19 protein-coding genes are annotated in these 18031 nt (G+C 61.4%); 15 read left to right on the top strand and 4 right to left on the bottom strand.

Annotation, left to right across the window (positions count from 1 at the left end; translation table 11 throughout):
* The first annotated feature begins 27 nt into the window (after nucleotides 1-27).
* The 10 genes from nagZ to G9X64_RS06105 all read left to right on the top strand — a co-directional run bounded on the left by nagZ (nucleotide 28) and on the right by G9X64_RS06105 (nucleotide 9248).
* Nucleotides 28-1041 (top strand): beta-N-acetylhexosaminidase, encoded by a 1014-nt coding sequence (nagZ, locus tag G9X64_RS06150; protein ID WP_168308669.1) that lies wholly within the window; start codon nucleotides 28-30, stop codon nucleotides 1039-1041.
* Nucleotides 1042-1059: 18 nt separating this feature from the next.
* Entirely contained in the window at nucleotides 1060-1917 is an 858-nt protein-coding gene (locus G9X64_RS06145; protein ID WP_168308670.1) for a segregation and condensation protein A, read from the top strand.
* Nucleotides 1914-2630 (top strand): SMC-Scp complex subunit ScpB, encoded by a 717-nt coding sequence (scpB, locus tag G9X64_RS06140; RefSeq protein WP_168308671.1) that lies wholly within the window; start codon nucleotides 1914-1916, stop codon nucleotides 2628-2630. The genes G9X64_RS06145 and scpB overlap by 4 nt, the downstream gene beginning before the upstream one ends.
* A gap of 183 nt (nucleotides 2631-2813) precedes the next feature.
* The gene (locus G9X64_RS06135) at nucleotides 2814-3005 is read left to right on the top strand and encodes a twin-arginine translocase TatA/TatE family subunit (protein ID WP_003538990.1); all 192 of its coding nucleotides are present in this window, start codon (nucleotides 2814-2816) and stop codon (nucleotides 3003-3005) included.
* 51 nt (nucleotides 3006-3056) lie between these two features.
* Nucleotides 3057-3668 carry a Sec-independent protein translocase protein TatB gene (gene tatB / locus G9X64_RS06130; RefSeq protein ID WP_168308672.1) on the top strand — a complete coding sequence of 204 codons (612 nt, stop codon included), beginning with the start codon at nucleotides 3057-3059 and terminating at the stop codon, nucleotides 3666-3668.
* A complete protein-coding gene (tatC, locus tag G9X64_RS06125) occupies nucleotides 3665-4492 on the top strand; it encodes a twin-arginine translocase subunit TatC (RefSeq protein ID WP_168308673.1) in 828 nt (275 codons plus the stop codon). The genes tatB and tatC overlap by 4 nt, the downstream gene beginning before the upstream one ends.
* A gap of 201 nt (nucleotides 4493-4693) precedes the next feature.
* Complete coding sequence (gene serS, locus G9X64_RS06120) at nucleotides 4694-5977, top strand: serine--tRNA ligase (protein ID WP_168308674.1); 1284 nt, start codon at nucleotides 4694-4696, stop codon at nucleotides 5975-5977.
* 4 nt (nucleotides 5978-5981) lie between these two features.
* Nucleotides 5982-6755 carry a 5'/3'-nucleotidase SurE gene (surE, locus tag G9X64_RS06115; RefSeq protein WP_128402539.1) on the top strand — a complete coding sequence of 258 codons (774 nt, stop codon included), beginning with the start codon at nucleotides 5982-5984 and terminating at the stop codon, nucleotides 6753-6755.
* The gene (locus G9X64_RS06110) at nucleotides 6752-7405 is read left to right on the top strand and encodes a protein-L-isoaspartate(D-aspartate) O-methyltransferase (protein ID WP_027684913.1); all 654 of its coding nucleotides are present in this window, start codon (nucleotides 6752-6754) and stop codon (nucleotides 7403-7405) included. The genes surE and G9X64_RS06110 overlap by 4 nt, the downstream gene beginning before the upstream one ends.
* A 241-nt stretch (nucleotides 7406-7646) precedes the next feature.
* Entirely contained in the window at nucleotides 7647-9248 is a 1602-nt protein-coding gene (locus G9X64_RS06105; RefSeq protein WP_168308675.1) for a M23 family metallopeptidase, read from the top strand.
* A 115-nt stretch (nucleotides 9249-9363) separates the two neighbouring features.
* Here the strand turns inward: G9X64_RS06105 and G9X64_RS06100 are convergent, their stop codons facing one another.
* Nucleotides 9364-10236 (bottom strand): ATP-binding protein, encoded by an 873-nt coding sequence (locus tag G9X64_RS06100; RefSeq protein WP_168308676.1) that lies wholly within the window; start codon nucleotides 10234-10236, stop codon nucleotides 9364-9366.
* Between the two features lie 309 nt (nucleotides 10237-10545).
* Between G9X64_RS06100 and yajC the strand changes: the two genes are divergently transcribed.
* The 5 genes from yajC to G9X64_RS06075 all read left to right on the top strand — a co-directional run bounded on the left by yajC (nucleotide 10546) and on the right by G9X64_RS06075 (nucleotide 15269).
* Nucleotides 10546-10893, top strand: coding sequence for a preprotein translocase subunit YajC (gene yajC / locus G9X64_RS06095; RefSeq protein WP_003539006.1), 348 nt, complete (start codon nucleotides 10546-10548; stop codon nucleotides 10891-10893).
* A 45-nt stretch (nucleotides 10894-10938) separates the two neighbouring features.
* On the top strand, nucleotides 10939-13479 hold the full coding sequence (gene secDF, locus G9X64_RS06090) for a protein translocase subunit SecDF (RefSeq protein WP_171376193.1): 2541 nt from the start codon (nucleotides 10939-10941) through the stop codon (nucleotides 13477-13479).
* A gap of 4 nt (nucleotides 13480-13483) precedes the next feature.
* Nucleotides 13484-13870, top strand: coding sequence for an Mth938-like domain-containing protein (locus tag G9X64_RS06085; protein ID WP_168308678.1), 387 nt, complete (start codon nucleotides 13484-13486; stop codon nucleotides 13868-13870).
* Between the two features lie 2 nt (nucleotides 13871-13872).
* Complete coding sequence (locus tag G9X64_RS06080; RefSeq protein ID WP_168308679.1) at nucleotides 13873-14730, top strand: phytoene/squalene synthase family protein; 858 nt, start codon at nucleotides 13873-13875, stop codon at nucleotides 14728-14730.
* 71 nt (nucleotides 14731-14801) lie between these two features.
* Complete coding sequence (locus tag G9X64_RS06075; RefSeq protein ID WP_168308680.1) at nucleotides 14802-15269, top strand: hypothetical protein; 468 nt, start codon at nucleotides 14802-14804, stop codon at nucleotides 15267-15269.
* Between the two features lie 111 nt (nucleotides 15270-15380).
* Here G9X64_RS06075 and trmFO read toward each other — a convergent pair whose 3' ends face one another.
* From trmFO to G9X64_RS06060, 3 genes are all read right to left on the bottom strand, one after another.
* Nucleotides 15381-16814: a methylenetetrahydrofolate--tRNA-(uracil(54)-C(5))-methyltransferase (FADH(2)-oxidizing) TrmFO gene (gene trmFO, locus G9X64_RS06070; protein ID WP_168308681.1), complete on the bottom strand. Its 1434-nt coding sequence runs from the start codon at nucleotides 16812-16814 to the stop codon at nucleotides 15381-15383.
* 93 nt (nucleotides 16815-16907) lie between these two features.
* Complete coding sequence (locus tag G9X64_RS06065) at nucleotides 16908-17051, bottom strand: DUF1127 domain-containing protein (RefSeq protein ID WP_003539017.1); 144 nt, start codon at nucleotides 17049-17051, stop codon at nucleotides 16908-16910.
* Between the two features lie 293 nt (nucleotides 17052-17344).
* On the bottom strand, nucleotides 17345-17491 hold the full coding sequence (locus G9X64_RS06060) for a DUF1127 domain-containing protein (RefSeq protein ID WP_010067591.1): 147 nt from the start codon (nucleotides 17489-17491) through the stop codon (nucleotides 17345-17347).
* Nucleotides 17492-18031: the final 540 nt, after the last annotated feature.

Here is an 18031-nt window from a genome sequence, read left to right as displayed (position 1 = left end):
TGGCCGGCGGCCGTCTATGATTCGAATATGACCGAATCAAAAGCGATGATCCTTGGCTGCAGCGGCCTTTCCCTCACATCCGAAGAGAAAGCCTTTTACCGGGACGAGCGGCCCTGGGGCTTCATCCTCTTCGGGCGCAACATCTCCGAAGCACGGCAGATCGCCGATCTCGTCGCCGAACTGCGCGATAGCGTCGGCTGGCATGCGCCGGTGCTGATCGACCAGGAGGGCGGCCGCGTCCAGCGCATCCGCCCACCCGTTCTGGCGCGTTATCCTTCCGGCCAGGCGCTCGGCGATCTCTATCGCCGCGATCGCGCGCTCGGCCTGCGCGCCGCCTGGCTGATGTCGCGGCTGCACGCCTTCGACCTTTCGAGCCTCGGCATCGATGTCGATTGCCTGCCGGTGCTCGATGTGCCCGTCGAGGGCAGCAGCAACGTCATCGGTGACCGCGCCTATGGCGGCGATCCCGAAACCGTCATCGCGATGGGAAGAGCGGCTGCCGCAGGGCTGAAGGCTGGCGGCCTGTTGCCTGTGATGAAGCATATGCCCGGCCACGGCCGCGGCTTTGCCGATTCACATCTGGAGCTGCCTGTCGTCACCGTCTCGCGCGATGAGCTGGAACTCCATGATTTCCCGCCCTTTGTGGCGATGAAGGACGAGTTGATGGCCATGACCTGTCACGTCGTTTTCGCCGCCATCGACCCGGACAATCCGGCGACGACCTCGCGCAAGGTGATCGACGGCATCATCCGCGAACACATCGGCTTTAACGGTCTGCTGCTCTCCGACGACAGCTCGATGAACGCTCTTTCCGGCACGATCGGTGAACGCGCGGCGAATATCATTGCAGGCGGATGCGATATCGTGCTGCATTGCAACGGCAATATGGACGAGATGCTAGATGTCGTGGCAAATGTTCCGCCGCTCGCCGGCATATCGCTTGCCCGCGCAAAAGCGGTGGAAGCAGGCTTCCCGGCGCCGCATACTGCAGATGAGGCGGAATTGAGGGCGGAATTCGAGGCGATGTTTGCGACGATCTGATCGTAAGGGGGCAGCTAGGTGAACACGGTCAAGGGCACGGAACGTCCGCAGGCGGCGACGCCGATGGACAAGCTGTGGCAGGATAACGGTGCCGAGCGCGCCAGCCACGAGCCGGCGCTAGTAATTGACGTCGCCGGCTTCGAAGGCCCGCTCGACCTGCTGCTCTATCTCGCCCGCAACCAGAAGGTCGACCTGTCGCGCATTTCGGTGCTGGCGCTCGCCGAGCAATATCTGCTGTTCATCGAAAGCGCCCGGCGTATCCGCATCGAGCTTGCCGCCGATTATCTCGTCATGGCAGCCTGGCTTGCCTATCTCAAGTCGAAGCTGCTCATTCCCCAGCAGGTCAAGGATGACGGCCCTTCCGGCGAGGAGCTGGCGGCAACACTCGCCTTCCGCCTGAAACGTCTCGAAGCCATGCGGCAGGCTGCAGACGGCCTCGTCAATCGCAATCGCCTTGGCCGCGATATCTTCGTGCGCGGCGCTCCGGAGCATATCCCCGATCGCCAGCAATCCGCTTATGCGGCGAGCCTCTACGATCTCCTGACCGCCTATGCCGCGCTACGCCAGCGCCATGCCGTCACCCAGGTGACGATCGAGCGGCGCACGGTCTGGTCGCTAACGGATGCCCGTGAGCTGCTGACCCAGATGATCGGCGAGATCGCTGACTGGACGGCGATGGAACATTATCTGCTGCGTTATCTCGCCGCGCCCGAAGAGCGCGTCACGGCAATCGCCAGCGCCTTTGCCGCCTCGCTGGAGCTGGTGCGCGAAGGCAAGCTCGAAATCCGCCAGGACGGCGCCTTTCAGCCGATCTACATGCGCCGCGGTCCGAAGCATGCCACGCTGCAGGTGGTCGAACAGGAGCGGCCGGTTTGATCGATCTCAAGGGCGAAGAGGATTTCGAAGGCAATTTCGAAGACAGGAGCCGCGACCTGCAGGCCGAGATCGAGGCCGAGCGCATCGCTGAGGCGCTGGTCTTCGCCTCGTCGCAGCCGGTCTCCGAAGGCTTCCTCGCCGAGCGCCTGCCTGAGAAGACCGACGTGCGTGCCATCATGCTGCGGCTGAAGGAGAACTATGCGCCGCGCGGCGTCAATCTCGTGCAGGTCGAAGGTGCCTGGGCCTTCCGCACCGCCGCCGACCTGTCCTTCGTCATTCGCCGTGATGACAATGAGGTGAAGAAGCTCTCGCGCGCCGCGCTGGAAGTGCTGGCGATCATTGCCTATCACCAGCCGGTGACACGAGCCGAAATCGAAGATATCCGCGGCGTCCAGACCTCGCGTGGCACGCTCGACGTGCTGATGGAAGCTGGCTGGGTGCGGTTTCGCGGCCGCCGGCGCACGCCGGGCCGGCCGGTGACATTGGGCACGACGCGCGATTTCCTCGACCATTTCGGTCTCGAAGAGCTGCGTGACCTGCCCGGTCTCGAAGAGTTGAAGGGAGCGGGCTTGCTGTCGGGCCGCATTCCGGCGAATTTCAACATTCCCTCGCCGTTGATGAACGACGAACTGACCGAGGACGAAGACCCGATCACCCAGATGGACCTCGAGGAACTGGGGTTGTTGGCGCCGCGCGGCACCCCCGAAGATTGACGGGCTTGCGTCTTGCTTTTGCCATGCATGGCGAAAACAATGGTGGCCACCACTTTTCGATGGGTCAATGACTTGTCACAAAGGGCGATACCGTGACATTAAGCGCAGTTCAAAGGGCTTGATGTTGGAAACGGTGTCGGAAATCCTTACATCGTGGGAACATAGAAACAGGGAGTTAGCGTAATGGGTTCTTTTAGCATGTGGCACTGGTTGATCGTTCTGGTCATCGTGCTGTTGTTGTTCGGTCGCGGCAAGATCCCGGAACTGATGGGCGACGTTGCCAAGGGCATCAAGAGCTTCAAGAAGGGCATGACGGACGAAGACGCGCCGGATACGGCAAAGACCGTCGATCACAAGGCCGACGAAACGAAGTAACCAAGTCCGGGAAAAAGCGCCGCCCCCGCGCTTCCCGTCCAGGAGCCTTGCATGTTCGATATTGGCTGGACCGAGCTTTTGGTCATCGCGGTCGTACTGATCGTGGTCGTCGGTCCCAAGGATTTGCCGCCGATGCTGCGCGCTTTCGGCAAGATGACGCAGCGCGCCCGCAAGGTGGCGGGTGAATTTCGTGCGCAGTTCGATGAAGCATTACGCGAAGCCGAGCTTGACGATGTCCGCCAGACGATCAGCGACGCCCAGAAGCTCAACCCGGTCAACAGCCTGCGCGAGGCGATGAACCCGCTCCGCCAGATGGGCAACGAGATCAAGGCGGACCTGCAGAAGGCGACCACGGTCACGGAGAACAAGACCGAGGTGCCGGCCGATGCTGTCGCAGCCCCGACGCCATCGATGAGCCTGCCGGAAACGCCGCCATTGGTAGCGACACCGGCACCGTCGGAGCCCGTCGCAGCTGCGATTGCGCAGGCCGATACGGTTGCCGCCAAGCCGAAGGTCGTGCGCAAGCCGCGCGCCAAGCCTGCCGACAAGGTCGATGCTGCGGCCGCCGTTGCCGTGTCTGTGGAAAAACCGAAACGTATGACGGCAGTCAGGAAACCTGCAACGCCGACGAAGACTGCGCAGACAAAGAAGGACGAGGCATGAGCGGTGACATCGAAGACAAGCCGCAGCCGTTGATCGAGCACCTGATGGAGCTGCGTACGCGGCTGATGTGGTCGATCGGCGCGTTTTTCGTCGCCTTCATCGCATGCTTCTTTTTCGCCAAGGATCTCTTCAATTATCTGGTCATCCCATACAAGACAGCGGTCGTGTGGGCGCATCTCGACGTCGAGAAGGCCCAGCTCATCTACACCGCGCCGCAGGAATTCTTCTTCACCCAGGTCAAGGTGGCGATGTTCGGCGGCCTTGTGGTCGCGTTCCCGATCATCGCCGCCCAGGTCTACAAGTTCGTGGCGCCCGGCCTCTACAAGAACGAGCGTCAGGCTTTCCTGCCGTTCCTGGTCGCCTCTCCGGTTCTGTTCCTGATGGGCGGCGCGCTCGTCTATTTCTTCTTCACGCCGATGGTCATGTGGTTCTTCCTGTCGATGCAGCAGGCGCCGGGTCATGACGAGATAGCAATCTCGCTGATGCCGAAGGTCTCGGAATATCTGAGCCTGATCATGACGCTGGTCTTCTCCTTCGGCCTCGTCTTCCAGCTGCCTGTCATTACCACGCTGCTCGCCCGTGTCGGTCTTCTGACGTCGCAATGGCTCGCCGAAAAGCGCAAGTTTGCCATCGTCCTCGCCTTCGTCGTCGCCGCCGTGCTGACGCCGCCGGACCCGATGTCCCAGATCGGCCTTGCGATACCGACGATCCTTCTCTACGAGATTTCCATCTATGCGGCGCGACTCGTGGAGCGCCAGCGTGCCCGGCAGGCGGTCGAAAAGGAAACCGGATCCGCAGACGTTGCCAAGACGGATAGCGTCTGAGCGGCGATCCCGGAAATCCCTTCATGAACGCCGTCGACTGCGTAATCCTTAAATCGGAATCGGTTTAAGGAATTAGGCAGAAATTCAAAGTGTTGCGGTGTCCTTTGCGCGTCTGAAAGGACAGGGCGGCGCTGTAACATCCGGTCGAGGCCCGATCAGGCTTTGGCCGGGCCACCTCTGTTGCAAAGACCTGGAACGACGATGCTCGATATCAAATGGATCCGTGAGAATCCCGAAGCGCTCGATGCCGCCCTAGCCAAGCGCGGTGCCGAGCCTCTTGCCCAAAGTCTCGTTGCCCTCGATGAAAAGCGCCGCTCCGCCGTGCAGAAGGCGCAGGACATGCTGTCCCGTCGTAACCTCGCCTCAAAGGAGATTGGCGCGGCGATGGCCCAGAAGAATAGCGAGCTGGCCGAGAAGCTGAAGGCGGAGGTCTCTGAACTCAAGACCCTGCTGCCGGCGATCGAGGAAGAGGACCGGCAACTGACTGCCGAACTCAACGACGCGCTTTCGCGCATCCCGAACATCCCCTTCGACGACGTCCCGGTCGGCAAGGACGAGCATGACAATGTCGTCACCCGCACCGTCGGCGAAAAGCCGCGCTGGAACCACGCACCGAAGGAGCACTTCGAAATCGGCGAAGCGCTCGGCTATATGGATTTCGAGCGCGCCGCCAAGCTCTCCGGCTCGCGCTTCACGGTTCTGACCGGTCCGCTCGCCAAGCTCGAGCGCGCGCTCGGCCAGTTCATGATCGATCTCCACACCAGTGAGCACGGCTATACCGAAGTCAGCTCGCCGCTGATGGTGCGCGACGAGGCCGTCTATGGCACCGCCCAGCTGCCGAAATTCGCCGAGGATCTCTTCAGGACGACGGACGGCCGCTGGTTGATCCCGACGGCCGAAGTGACGCTGACCAATCTGGTGCGCGAGGAAATCCTCGATCAGGAAAAGCTGCCGCTCCGCTTTACCGCGCTGACGCCGTCCTTCCGTTCGGAAGCAGGCTCCGCCGGCCGCGATACGCGCGGCATGCTGCGCCAGCATCAGTTCTGGAAATGCGAGCTTGTCTCGATCACCGATGCCGAGAGCGCCGTTGCCGAGCATGAACGCATGACCGCCTGCGCCGAGGAAGTGCTGAAGCGCCTCGGCCTGTATTTCCGCACCATAACGCTTTGCACCGGCGACATGGGCTTCGGCTCGCGCAAAACTTACGATCTCGAAGTCTGGCTGCCGGGACAGAATGCCTTCCGTGAAATCTCTTCCTGCTCGGTCTGCGGCGATTTTCAGGGCCGGCGAATGAATGCGCGCTACCGCGGCAAGGACGATAAGAGCAACAGGTTCGTCCATACGCTGAACGGTTCTGGCACGGCCGTCGGCCGCTGCCTGATTGCTGTCCTTGAAAATTATCTGAACGAGGACGGTTCCGTCACGATTCCGGACGTTTTGCTGCCTTATATGGGCGGATTGACCAAGATCGAACGGGCGGCCTGAGGCGATGCGCATCCTGCTTACGAATGACGACGGCATTCACGCCGAAGGCCTTGCCGCGCTGGAGCGGATCGCGCGCACGCTGTCTGACGATGTCTGGATCGTCGCGCCCGAGACCGACCAGAGCGGCCTTGCCCATTCGCTGAGCCTCTCCGAACCTCTGCGGCTGCGCAAGATTTCCGAAAAGCATTTCGCCCTGCGCGGCACGCCGACCGATTGCGTCATCATGGGCATCAGGCAGGTGATGGACATCAAGCCGGATCTGGTCCTGTCCGGCGTCAATTCAGGCTCGAACGTTGCCGACGACGTGACCTATTCCGGCACGATCGCCGGCGCCATCGAAGGCACGATGCAGGGCGTGCGCTCGTTTGCGCTGAGCCAGGCCTATCTCTATGAGGACGGCGCGCGCATCGTGCCCTGGGAGGTCTGCGAGACGCATGCGCCGGCTCTTCTGGAAAAGCTGATGGTCCTGGACCTGCCGGAGGGTACGTTCCTCAATCTCAACTTCCCGAACTGCCGTCCCGACGAAGTCAATGGCGCCGAGGTGACGATGCAGGGCAAGCTCGCCTTCAATCTGCAGGTCGACGCCCGCTCCGACGGCCGGGGCTTTCCCTACTACTGGCTGAAGTTTGGCGAACGCGCCGGCGCCTTCGTCGAAGGCACCGATATTCACGCCCTGAAGCATAACAAGATTTCGGTAACGCCTTTGAAACTGGATCTGACCGATTATTCCGTGACGGACCGCGTGGCGCGGGCCTTGGGATACGGAGCACAAGTTTGACGGCAAGACTGGCGGAGAAGGAGGGCTTTGCTGCGCTCGTCCTCAGATTGCGTGCCGAAGGCATCTCCGACCTCGATCTGCTGACGGCGGTCGAGCAGACGCAGCGCTCCCTGTTTGTGCCGCCGCAATTTGCCGACGACGCCTATTCGAGCCGGACGATACCGATCGAATGCGGTTCCTTTCTCGAAGGCATCGATTTTGCCGTCCGCATCCTGCATCACCTGAAGCTCAAGCCCGGCCAGCGCGTCCTGGAGATCGGCACCGGAAGCGGCTTTACCGCCGCCGTCATGGGCCGCATGGCCGAGCGTGTGCTGTCCATCGACCGCTACAAGACGCTGACATCAGCCGCGCAGCGGCGCATGGAATCGCTTGGTCTGCGCAGCGTCATCATTCGCCATGCCGACGGCAGTGCCGGCATGCAGGGTGAGGGCACCTTCGACCGCATCCTGGTGACGGCGGCCTTCAACGCGATGCCGCGCTTTTATACCGACCAGCTCGTTTCCGGCGGCTCGATGATCGCGCCGCTCATGATTTCGGAGAACGAGTGTCGCATGGTGCGGCTGACAAAAACCGGCAGCCGTTTCGAACGCGAGGAACTGTTCGAAGCTCCCTATCTGCCGATCGTTCCGCGCCTTGCCTCGCTGCTTTAGACGTGGATAGTGTCGGGCCGATCGGCCTGATATCTGACAATCAGAAAAAGAGCATGAAGTCGTGCGGAAAGCCGCTCAGGCTCTTTTGGCATCCTGCGCGGCACACTGCGATTTTTCACCCGTAAAGCTATGGTTATCAACTTCTCAAAAATATTGCACTGATTCCAGCATCTTAACCGCGTGGTAATACTAACGCGTTTTAATAGACTCACAAATGGTTGCGTTCTCAGTGGGTCGAGTCATGCGTTTCAGTCTTTCGCCAAAGTTCGGAAAGTCGGCCGGTAATCTTCTGGTTGTTGGCCTGCTGGCAAGTGCCGCAACGGGCTGCAGTTCCGATGTGACACGGTTTGGCGGCTTGTTTTCCTCCTCCGGGCAGGACCAGATCACCACAAGTTCCATTCCGCGCAGGAATATGAACGGTTCTCAGGGCGATCCGGTGCCCCGCGCCGATCTTAGCAGTTCGGCCGTTGCCAGCCAGTCCGGCTACGGTGGCGGCAATGACGCGCTGAACCAGCCTTATCCCGCCCGTCAGGGTTACGATCCGACCCGGACGTCGAGCTCGAGCGCACGTCTCGCTTCCGCGCCGGTTTCGGTGCAGCGTTCCGAACTGGCCGCGCCGACGGCGGCGGCACCGTCCCGGCAGCGGGAAAAGGAAGTTGCGCTCGCCCAGCCCTTCCCAGCTGCGCCGCAGGCCGAAAGGCCTCGATTGGTGGCGCCAACTGCGCCGAAGGTGACGCCTGATACGCTGACGACAGGCACGACGCCGAAGGTTTCAGGCTGGTCCGCGACCAACGCTCCGTCGGTGACGCTGCGTCCGGGTGAAAGCATCGCCACGCTCTCCAGGCGTTTCGGCGTACCGGAAAAGGAAATCCTGCGCGTCAATGCTCTGAAGACGGCATCTGCCGCCCAGCCCGGCCAGGCGATCCTGATCCCGACATTCAACGGCGGCAATGCCGCCAAGGCGGCATCGCAGGCGGCTGACCTTTCCAAGCCCGGCAAGATGCCGGCGCCGAAGGCGCCTGAGCAGAACGTCGCCGTCGTTCCGGGCGCCAATTCCGCTCGCGACAAGACGCTGGCGAGTGGCGATGTCACCGGCAAACTTCCCGCCGGCGCCGGCAAGGATCCGAAGGCGCCTGCTGGCACCTATGTCGTCAAGCAAGGCGATTCCCTGGCGAAGATTGCCAAGGCGACCGGTAGCAATGTCGACGACCTCAAGGCCGCCAACAATCTTTCGGCCAGCTCGCTCCGCATCGGTCAGGCTCTGAAGATCCCGAACGGCACCGCCGACAATATTAAGACCGCCTCGATCCCGGCCGAGAAGGTCGATCCGAAGCCGACCCAGCCGGCGGCTGCCCAGCAGACGGCTTCCGCTCAGCCCGCGCCTTATAAGGCACCGGCCGCCACTCAGACCGTCGACGATGTCGAGAAGAAGTCGGACGTCAGCTCCGACGCGCCGGAATCGACCGGCATCGGCAAATACCGCTGGCCGGTGCGCGGCCAGGTCATTGCTTCATACGGCGCCAACGTCAACGGCAACCGCAATGACGGCATCGACATCTCGGTACCGCAGGGCACGCCGATCAAGGCTGCCGAAAACGGCGTCGTCATCTATGCCGGCAACGGCCTGAAGGAACTCGGCAACACGGTTCTCGTCCGTCACGACGACGGCACCGTTACCGTCTACGGCAATGCCGACACGCTGAGCGTCACCCGCGGCCAGAAGATCCAGCGTGGCCAGACCGTCGCCGTCTCCGGCATGAGCGGCGACGTCAAGCAGCCGCAGGTCCATTTCGAAGTGCGCAAGGATGCGTCCCCAGTCAACCCGATGACTTTCCTGGAATAGGTACAGCGTGCCAGGAAACGCAAAAGCCCGGCCACCAGCCGGGCTTTTGTCATTTAATGCATGTCGCCCAAAAGTGTGCAGCGGTTTTGGGATAACGACATGCATAAATCAAAGACTAGGCCCGGTCGATGTGAACCCGCATGCGTCCGGCCAGGTCCTGAATATACTGCCAGGCGACGCGGCCGGAGCGTGCGCCGCGCGTCGTTGCCCATTCCAGCGCTTCGGCATGCATCTTGTCGCGTTCGAGCCCGAGCTTGAAGTGATCGGCATAGCCGTCGATCATGCCGAGATAGTCCTCCTGGCTGCATTTGTGGAAGCCGAGCCAGAGGCCGAAGCGGTCGGAAAGTGAAACCTTCTCCTCGACCGCCTCCGACGGATTGATCGCCGTCGACTGCTCGTTTTCCATCATGTGGCGCGGCAGGAGATGGCGCCGGTTGGAGGTGGCGTAGAAGAGCACATTGTCCGGCCGCCCTTCGACGCCGCCGTCGAGTGCCGCCTTCAGCGACTTGTAGGCGGTATCGTCGTGATCAAAGGAGAGATCGTCGCAGAAGACGATCACGCGGTACGGCGTGTCCTTCAAGAGGTCGAGCAGATTGGGAAGGCTGGCGATATCCTCACGATGGACTTCGACCAGTTTCAGCGAGGCGCTGTTTTCGCGCCTGACATCCTCGTGCACGGCCTTGACCAGTGAGGATTTGCCCATGCCGCGCGCGCCCCAGAGCAGCACATTGTTGGCGGCATACCCCTCGGCAAAACGCACCGTATTCTCATGCAGGATGTCGCGCACGTGATCGACGCCGCGGATGAGCGTCAACGCCACCCGGTTCGGCCTCTTGACCGGCTGCAGATGCTGGCGCAATGGCGCCCAGACGAAACAGTCGGCAGCATCCCAGTCGTTGAGGGCGGGTGCCGGTCCGGCGAGACGCTCGACGGCGTCTGCGAGCCGTTTCAGCTCGGCAAGCAGGGCTGTGTTGATTTCCTCGGTCATCGGTGGCCTCCTGATTTCTCGCTGCGGCAATCCGCTTTGATCTTTCGATGTCGCTAATGCATTCGCCCGGAAGTGTGGAGCGGTTCCGGGATAACGACATGCTTGAAAACAAAAGAGCTAAAGCGCGTCACATCAATCAAGTTCGATGCGACGCGCTTTAGCATGGCGTTTTGACGGCGGAAAGGTTATGAGGCAGCGGAATCGGTACTGTTTCCGGCTGTTTCTGTTGCATTCATCGAAGCGGTAACTATAGTCCGGCAACCTGAAAAGAGAGGCGGAGTTCCGCCGCCCAAGCCTGAGGAGTTTAGCATGTTCATCACCCCGGCATTCGCCCAGAGCGCGACCGATACCGCAACGGGATTCGGCGGCTCCGGTTTCGAAATGATCATCCTGTTCGTGCCGCTGATGGTCGTCTGGTACTTCCTGCTGATCCGTCCGCAGCGCGCACAGGCAAAAAAGCGTGAGGAAACCCTGAAGGCGATCCGTCGCGGCGACCAGGTCGTCACCGGCGGCGGTCTCGTCGGCAAGGTCACCAAGGTGATCGACGAAAAGGAAGTCGAAGTCGAGATCGCTGACGGCGTGCGCGTGCGCATCGTCCGCAGCGGCATCTCCGAAATTCGCGTCAAGGGTGAACCGGTCAAGGCCGACGCGGCGTAACAAGCGATAACGGCAGGACCGCCGGATCGGAAGATCGTCGAGAGAATGTTGCATTTTTCCCGTTGGAAAACACTTCTGATTTGGCTGGTTGCGTTTGCGGCCATCGTCATGGCTGCGCCCAATCTGCTGACTGAGGCGCAGCGATCCTCCCTGCCGGATTGGCTGCGGCACGACCGCGTGGTGCTTGGTCTCGACCTGCAGGGCGGCTCGCATATCGTTCTGAAGGTCGAGCGTTCCGATGTCGTCAGGGACCGCCTGGAAGAGGTGGTCGCGAATGTACGAAACGCGCTGCGCGGCGCCGGCATCCGCTATACCGGGCTGACCGGCAATGACCAGACCGTCACCGTCCGGATCACCGATGCGGCCCAGACACAGGCGGCGGTCGATCTCCTGAAGCCTTTGACGACGGCCGGCGGACATTCAGGACCTGAGGTCACGCTGCAACAAGGCGACCAGGGGCAGCTCTCGCTGCAGATTTCCGACGCCGGCATTACCGCTGATGTCGCTTCCGCCCGGACCCGCTCGCTCGATATCGTTGGCCGCCGCATCGCCGGATTCGGCTATGATAATTTCCTCGTTCGCCCCGATGGCGCCGACCGGATCGTCGTACAGGTGCTGGGATCGGTCGATGCTGAGCGGCTGAAGAACATCCTCAACCAGCCGGCCAAGCTTTCCTTTCATCTGATCGACGAAAGCATGTCGGGGCAGGAGGCGTTGAACGGCCGCTGGCCGGCGACATCGCAGGTGCTCTATTCGCTCGACGATCCGCCGGTGCCGTACCTCGTCGACCGCACGGCTTTCATCACCGGCAGCAACATGGTCGATATCGAGCCTGTCGTCGATCAACAGACGCAGGATACCTCGATTGCCTATCGTCTCGATGCGGAAGGCACGCAGCGGCTGGCGCAGGCGACGGGGCAGAATATCGGCAAGCACCTTGCCATCGTCTTCGACGACCAGGTGATGTCGTCACCGATCATCGATGCGGCAATCACCGGCGGCCAGGGCAGGATTTCTGCAAACTTCTCCGAGGATGGCGTCCGCGACCTTGCGATCATGCTGCGCGCCGGCGCCTTGCCGGCGACGCTGACCAGCGTTGAGGAACGCAGCGTCAGCCCGAGATTCGGCGCCGATTCCATCTTCAACGGTCTTGTTGCCGGCCTCGTCGCCGTCGTATTGGTCGCGGCATTGATGATCGCACTCTATCGCATCCTCGGCCTCATCGCCGTCGCATCGCTCTTCCTCAATCTGATCCTTATCGTCGCGGTGCTCAGCCTTGCCGGCGCGACGCTGACCTTGCCGGGGATTGCCGGCATCGTGCTGATCGTCGGCATGGCGGTCGACTCGAACGTTCTGATCTATGAGCGTATCCGCGAAGAGGAAAAAACCACCCATTCCTTTGCAGAGGCCGCCGGTCGCGGTTTCTCGCGCGCATTCGCCACGATCGTCGATGCCAATGTGACGATCTTCATTGCCGCCATCATCCTCTTCTTCCTCGGCAGCGAATCCATCCGCGGTTTCGCGGTGACGCTTGCGGTCGGCATCCTGACGACCGTTTTCACGGCTTTCACGCTGACACGCTCGATTGTTGCCGTCTGGTTGAGAAGGCGCCATCCCCGGCATCTGCCGAAGAGCGTGGTGACCCATCTTTTTGAACACGCCAATATCCGCTTCATGGGGATCCGCCGTTATGTCTTTACGGCGTCGGCGGTGATCTCGCTGATCGCCATGGCCGCCTTTGCCACCGTCGGCCTGCATCTCGGCATTGATTTCACCGGCGGCTCGCTCATCGAGGTGACGGCAAAGCAGGGCAATGCCGACATTGCCGATCTCCACTCGCGCCTCAATGATCTCAATCTCGGTGAGATCAGCGTCGAGCGCACGGGCGGGCCGGCGAACGCGCGGATCCGCATCGCTTCCCAGGGCGGCGGCGAGAACGCCGAGCAGTCTGCGGCGACGCTGGTGCGCGGCGAGCTCCAGGATGATTATGATTTCCGCCGCGTCGAGGTCGTCGGCCCTGCCATCTCGGGCGAATTGACGATGATGGCGACCCTCGGCGTGCTTGCAGCACTTGCGGCGATCCTGATCTACATCTGGATCCGCTTCGAATGGCAATTCGCGGTCGGCGCCATCGTTGCAACGCTGCACGACGTCATCATCATGCTCGGTCTCTTCGTCCTCACCGGCATCGAGTTCAACCTGACGAGCATCGCCGCCGTGCTGACTATCGTCGGTTATTCCCTGAACGATACGGTCGTGGTCTACGACCGAATGCGCGAAAATCTCAAGCGATACAAGAAGATGCCGCTGCCGATCCTGATCGATGCGTCGATCAATCAGACGCTGTCGCGCACCGTTCTGACCGCGGCGACGACGTTGATCGCCTTGCTGGCGCTCTTTCTCTTCGGCGGTGAAGTCATCCGTTCCTTCACCTTTGCGATGCTCTTCGGCGTCGCTCTCGGCACCTTCTCTTCGATCTATATCGCCGCTCCTGTCTTGATCGTCTTTCGGCTGCGGCCGGAGGCGCCCGACGGGGAAGAGAGCAACAAGACGGATGCTGGTGTAAAATCCGGCACGGTGGTTTGAAAACATGGCAAAAGGCATAGAAATCCGCGCCGCGCATTTCCCCGGGCGCGCTCCGATCGATGCATACGGCAATTGCGGCTTTCGTTTTGCCGACATGTCGCATCGCGGCTCGATCCTTTGCCTGCCCTCCGGCATTCATGGCTGGGACATGGACATGTCGAAACCGCTGTCGCCTGAAAATTTTCGCCGGGTGCTGGATGAGGCCGCCGATATCGAGGTTCTGCTCGTCGGCACAGGAACCGAGCTTCGCCGTCTGCCCGAGGAATTGAGGCTCGCGCTGAAGTCGCGCGGCATCTCCTCCGATCCGATGAGCACCGGGGCTGCAGTGCGCACCTTCAATATCATGCTCGCTGAGCAGCGCGCCGTCGCCGCGGCATTGATTGCGGTCTGACGATGACTGAAGCGCATATTGCGACCAACCAGGACATCTGCCTGGCGATGCTGCGTGACAGCGATCGCGACCGCTATCTCGCCTGTCTGCTGTCGCCGGAGGAAAAGCGCGGCGCGCTCGCAGCTCTTTACGCCTTCAATGCCGAGCTTGCCCGCATCCGCGATCTCGTCCACGAGCCGTTGCCCGGTGAGGTGCGGCTGCAATATTGGCACGATCTTCTGGAAGGCAGCGCACACGGCTCGACGGCGGCCAATCCCGTCGCCGCAGCCCTGCTGATCGCGATCGAAACGCACCGCCTGCCGCGCAAGACGCTGATCGACATGATCGAGGCCCGTACGTTCGATCTCTATGACGATCCGATGGAGACACGTCTTTCGCTTGAAGGCTATGCCGGCGAAACGGCATCGGCGCTGATTCAGCTCGCAAGCCTGGTGCTTTCGCCGGAAGAAGCCGCACGCTCGGCCGACGCTGCCGGCCATGCCGGGGTCGCCCAGGCGGTCGCCGGGCTGTTGCTGCTGATGCCGCTGCATCGCCGCCGCGGCCAGATCTATATTCCGCTGCAGATCCTTTCCGCCACCGGTCTCGACCGCGATGCCTTCCTCGCCGGCGAAGACAGGCCGCGCATCTCTGCCGCCATCGAGGCCTTCGCCGGCCTCGGTCGCGAACATCTGGCAAAGGCGAGGGCGGCGGGCCCGATTGCGCCGACCGTCTTTCCAGCCTTCCTGCCGGCGACGCTTGCAGAATCGGTGCTCATCAAGGCGCAGAAACGCGGCGCCTTGCTGCTCGACCGGCCGCTGCAGCCGCCGCAGTGGCGTCGCCAGTTGCGAATGGGACTGGCTGCCGTACGCCGAAAAATCTGATCTCGGTCAAATTCGCGCAAGTCTCGCGCGTTACAAGGCTTCCACCGCTACCCTTTGAACGGAGACTCGGCGTGGGCATTATCGTCTGGTGCGTCCTTTTCGCGATCGTCATTTTCTTTGCTTTCGTGGCAACGCGGATGGCCGCACAGAACAAGGAAGATGGCCTGCATGACACGGGCCTCGCCATCATCGAGTTCGGCCGTGCCTTTCCGAACGAGGCGATCCGTCAGCTGCAGGCGACGGCAAACGGCCAGGCCGTCTTTGTGCGCCTGCACGACAACAAGGCCGGCTTCATGCGCAACATGTCGCGCCATTTCTCCTGCCACGTGATCGAGCCGGGTCGGGTGCGAGTAGTCGGCTCTGAAACGGGCAGGGGGCTGGTGATCGACTTCCTCGATGCACCCCATCACAACGGCGATTTCGAATTCGCTTCCGCCAAGGAAGCCTCGGAGGTTTCGCTCTGGCTGCTCGGCAATTATATCGCCGAGCCGGATAAGGACCTGCCGCCTGGCAATATTTCGGCGGCGAACAAGCAGTAATGTATGTCGCCCAAAGTGTGCAGCGGTTTTGGGGAGGACGACATGCATAAAAGCAAAGACGTCAAGCGGTCGCATGAGCCGGGGTCGATGCGACGCGCTTGAAAACGCCGGTCAGGCGCTTTCGGCAAGCGTCGATTCTTGACCGAGCCAGGCCGCGCAGTCGGCAAGCGCGCGTCGCGCGATCAGCTGCCGCTTCATGATCGTCTTGTCCTTGCCGCGGAAGCGCTTGACGCCTTCAGGCTTGACGATCGAACCCGGCTGGAGCTCCGGAAATAGCCCGAAATTGATGTTCATCGGCTGGAACGATCGTTTGCCTGGCTCCTCGTCGGTGACGAGGTGCCCACCGGTAATATGCCCGAGCAGCGAGCCGAGCGCCGTCGTCGCCGGCGGTAGCGAAATCGCCTCACCCTTGCGTTCGGCGGCGGCGAAACGCCCGGCCATCAGCCCGACGCTGGCGCTTTCCACATAACCCTCGCAGCCGGTGATCTGTCCGGCAAAGCGCAGGCCGGGCCGCGATTTCAGCGTCAGCGACGGGTCGAGCAGGGTGGGGGAGTTGATATAGGTGTTGCGGTGCAGACCGCCGAGACGGGCAAATTCGGCATTTTCCAGACCCGGGATCATCCGGAAGATTTCCGCCTGCGCGCCATATTTCAGCTTCGTCTGGAAGCCGACCATATTATAGAGCGTGCCGAGTGCATTGTCCTGCCGCAGCTGCACGACGGCATAGGCCTTGACCGTCGGATTATGCGCGTTCGTCAGCCCCATCGGCTTCATCGGCCCGTGGCGCAGGGTCTCGCGGCCGCGTTCGGCCATCACCTCGATCGGCAGGCAGCCGTCGAAATAAGGCGTGCCCTCCCATTCCTTGAAGCCGACCGTGTCGCCCGCGATCAGCGCGTCGACGAAGGCATTGTACTGCGCCTCGTCCATCGGGCAGTTGATGTAATCCTTGCCGGTGCCGCCGGGCCCGACCTTGTCGTAGCGCGACTGATACCAGCAGATATCCATGTCGATGCTCTCGCGATAGACGATCGGCGCGATAGCGTCGAAGAAGGCGAGCGAATCCTCGCCGGTTTCCGTCTGGATGGCGCTCGCGAGCGACGGTGCCGTCAGCGGTCCGGTGGCGACGATGGCTAGATCCCAATCCTTTGGCGGCAGGCCGGTGATCTCTTCACGCACGACGGTGATGAGCGGGTGGTCATGGACCGCTTTGGTCACCGCCTCGGAGAAGCCGTCGCGATCGACGGCGAGCGCGCCACCGGCCGGTACCTGGCACCGGTCGGCAGCGGCCATGATCAGCGAGCCCGCCATGCGCATCTCGGCATGGATGACGCCGACGGCATTGCTGGTCGCATCATCGGACCGGAAGGAGTTGGAGCAGACGAGTTCGGCAAGACTGTCGGTCTTGTGCGCATCCGTGCCGCGCACTCCGCGCATTTCATGCAGGATGACCGGAACGCCGGAACTGGCGATCTGCCAGGCGGCTTCCGAACCGGCAAGCCCGCCGCCGACGACGTGGATGGGGGAATAGGAAGAGATCGTGTTCATTCCGGGCTGATATCATGTCGGCAGGTGCGATCCAACACCCTGGAATCAAAAACGGCGCCCTGGAGCGCCGTCTTGGAAGCATCGTACTCGCTATTAGCGGAACGAGCGGGATGCGATATTCCGGATGTCGTAGCGGCTAACGCCGATGTCGGACAGGGTCTGGTTCGAAAGGCCGCCGAGTTCATTGAGCGTACGACGGTAGCTGAGCCAGCTTCTTGCAATGCGGATCGGGTTCATTGTCTTCTTCCTATGTCCGCGGGACGGCGGGATCGCCTGTCTCTCTGCGGTTGATGTTTATATAGGCGAGAACTGTCCGATTGTGCAGTGCAAATAAAAGGCGTCTGCCATGCAATTGTGCACTATGATGCTCTTCAATTAAGCAGCGGATATTTTTTGAGCGGGCTAACCAAGCGGAAAAACATGCAATCGCCGCGGCCACACGTGAAGACAAAATAAAACGCCCGCTGTAGGTACAGCGGGCGTTTCGATCGAGAACAATCGTGCTTGGGAGGAGCAGCGATCGCCTTGAATTAGCGGGAAGAAGCCTCACGGGCAACGCGATGGATGTCCGAACGGTCGATGCCGAGATCGTGCAATTCGCGGTTGGTCATGCGGCCGAGTTCCGTGACGGTCTGACGATACTTACGCCAGTTGTTGAAAGAGCGAGAGAAGTTCATGTTAAGCCCCTTTCCGAGGGTTTCATCCGCCAGCAGCCACCGATCGGCGCTGACCTCTATTTCATGACCGGAATATATGTTGCGACGCGAAAGACTAAAACAGCCAAGTTTTCAGATCACCTATGCGAAGTATGCAATGCTTAAGAGGTATTTGACGCAAACTTACCGCTTTTTGGTCAACGAATAGGCAGAATCACTTTTGCGAAAGCAGTTTGGTTTTGAGGAACGAAGGGGTGCCGCTGCAGACAAACGCTGCTTGCTCCGATGGTTCCGCCCGTCCATCCGCTGTAAAGAGGCGTTCCGTTTCGGATCGGAAGCCGCCCATCTCTCGCAGGGTTGGTGGGCGCTGTGACGACAATGCGGCATTGATGGCGCCACGCGACGAGAATCCTCTCACTGCCAAGGCTTTAATGTAGCTTTGGCTAAGTGAAAACGCCCGCCGGGGGAGGATCCGGCGGGCGTGTTATGGTGACTGACAACTGGGAGGAGGAGTGTTGCCAGTCTATCGCAGCGCGCTGGGAGGAGGAGTGCGCGGCTGCG

It is taken from the genome of Rhizobium sophorae, assembly GCF_013087515.1.
Lineage (GTDB): Bacteria > Pseudomonadota > Alphaproteobacteria > Rhizobiales > Rhizobiaceae > Rhizobium > Rhizobium sophorae.
This window is presented reverse-complemented; position numbering and strand designations above follow the sequence as displayed.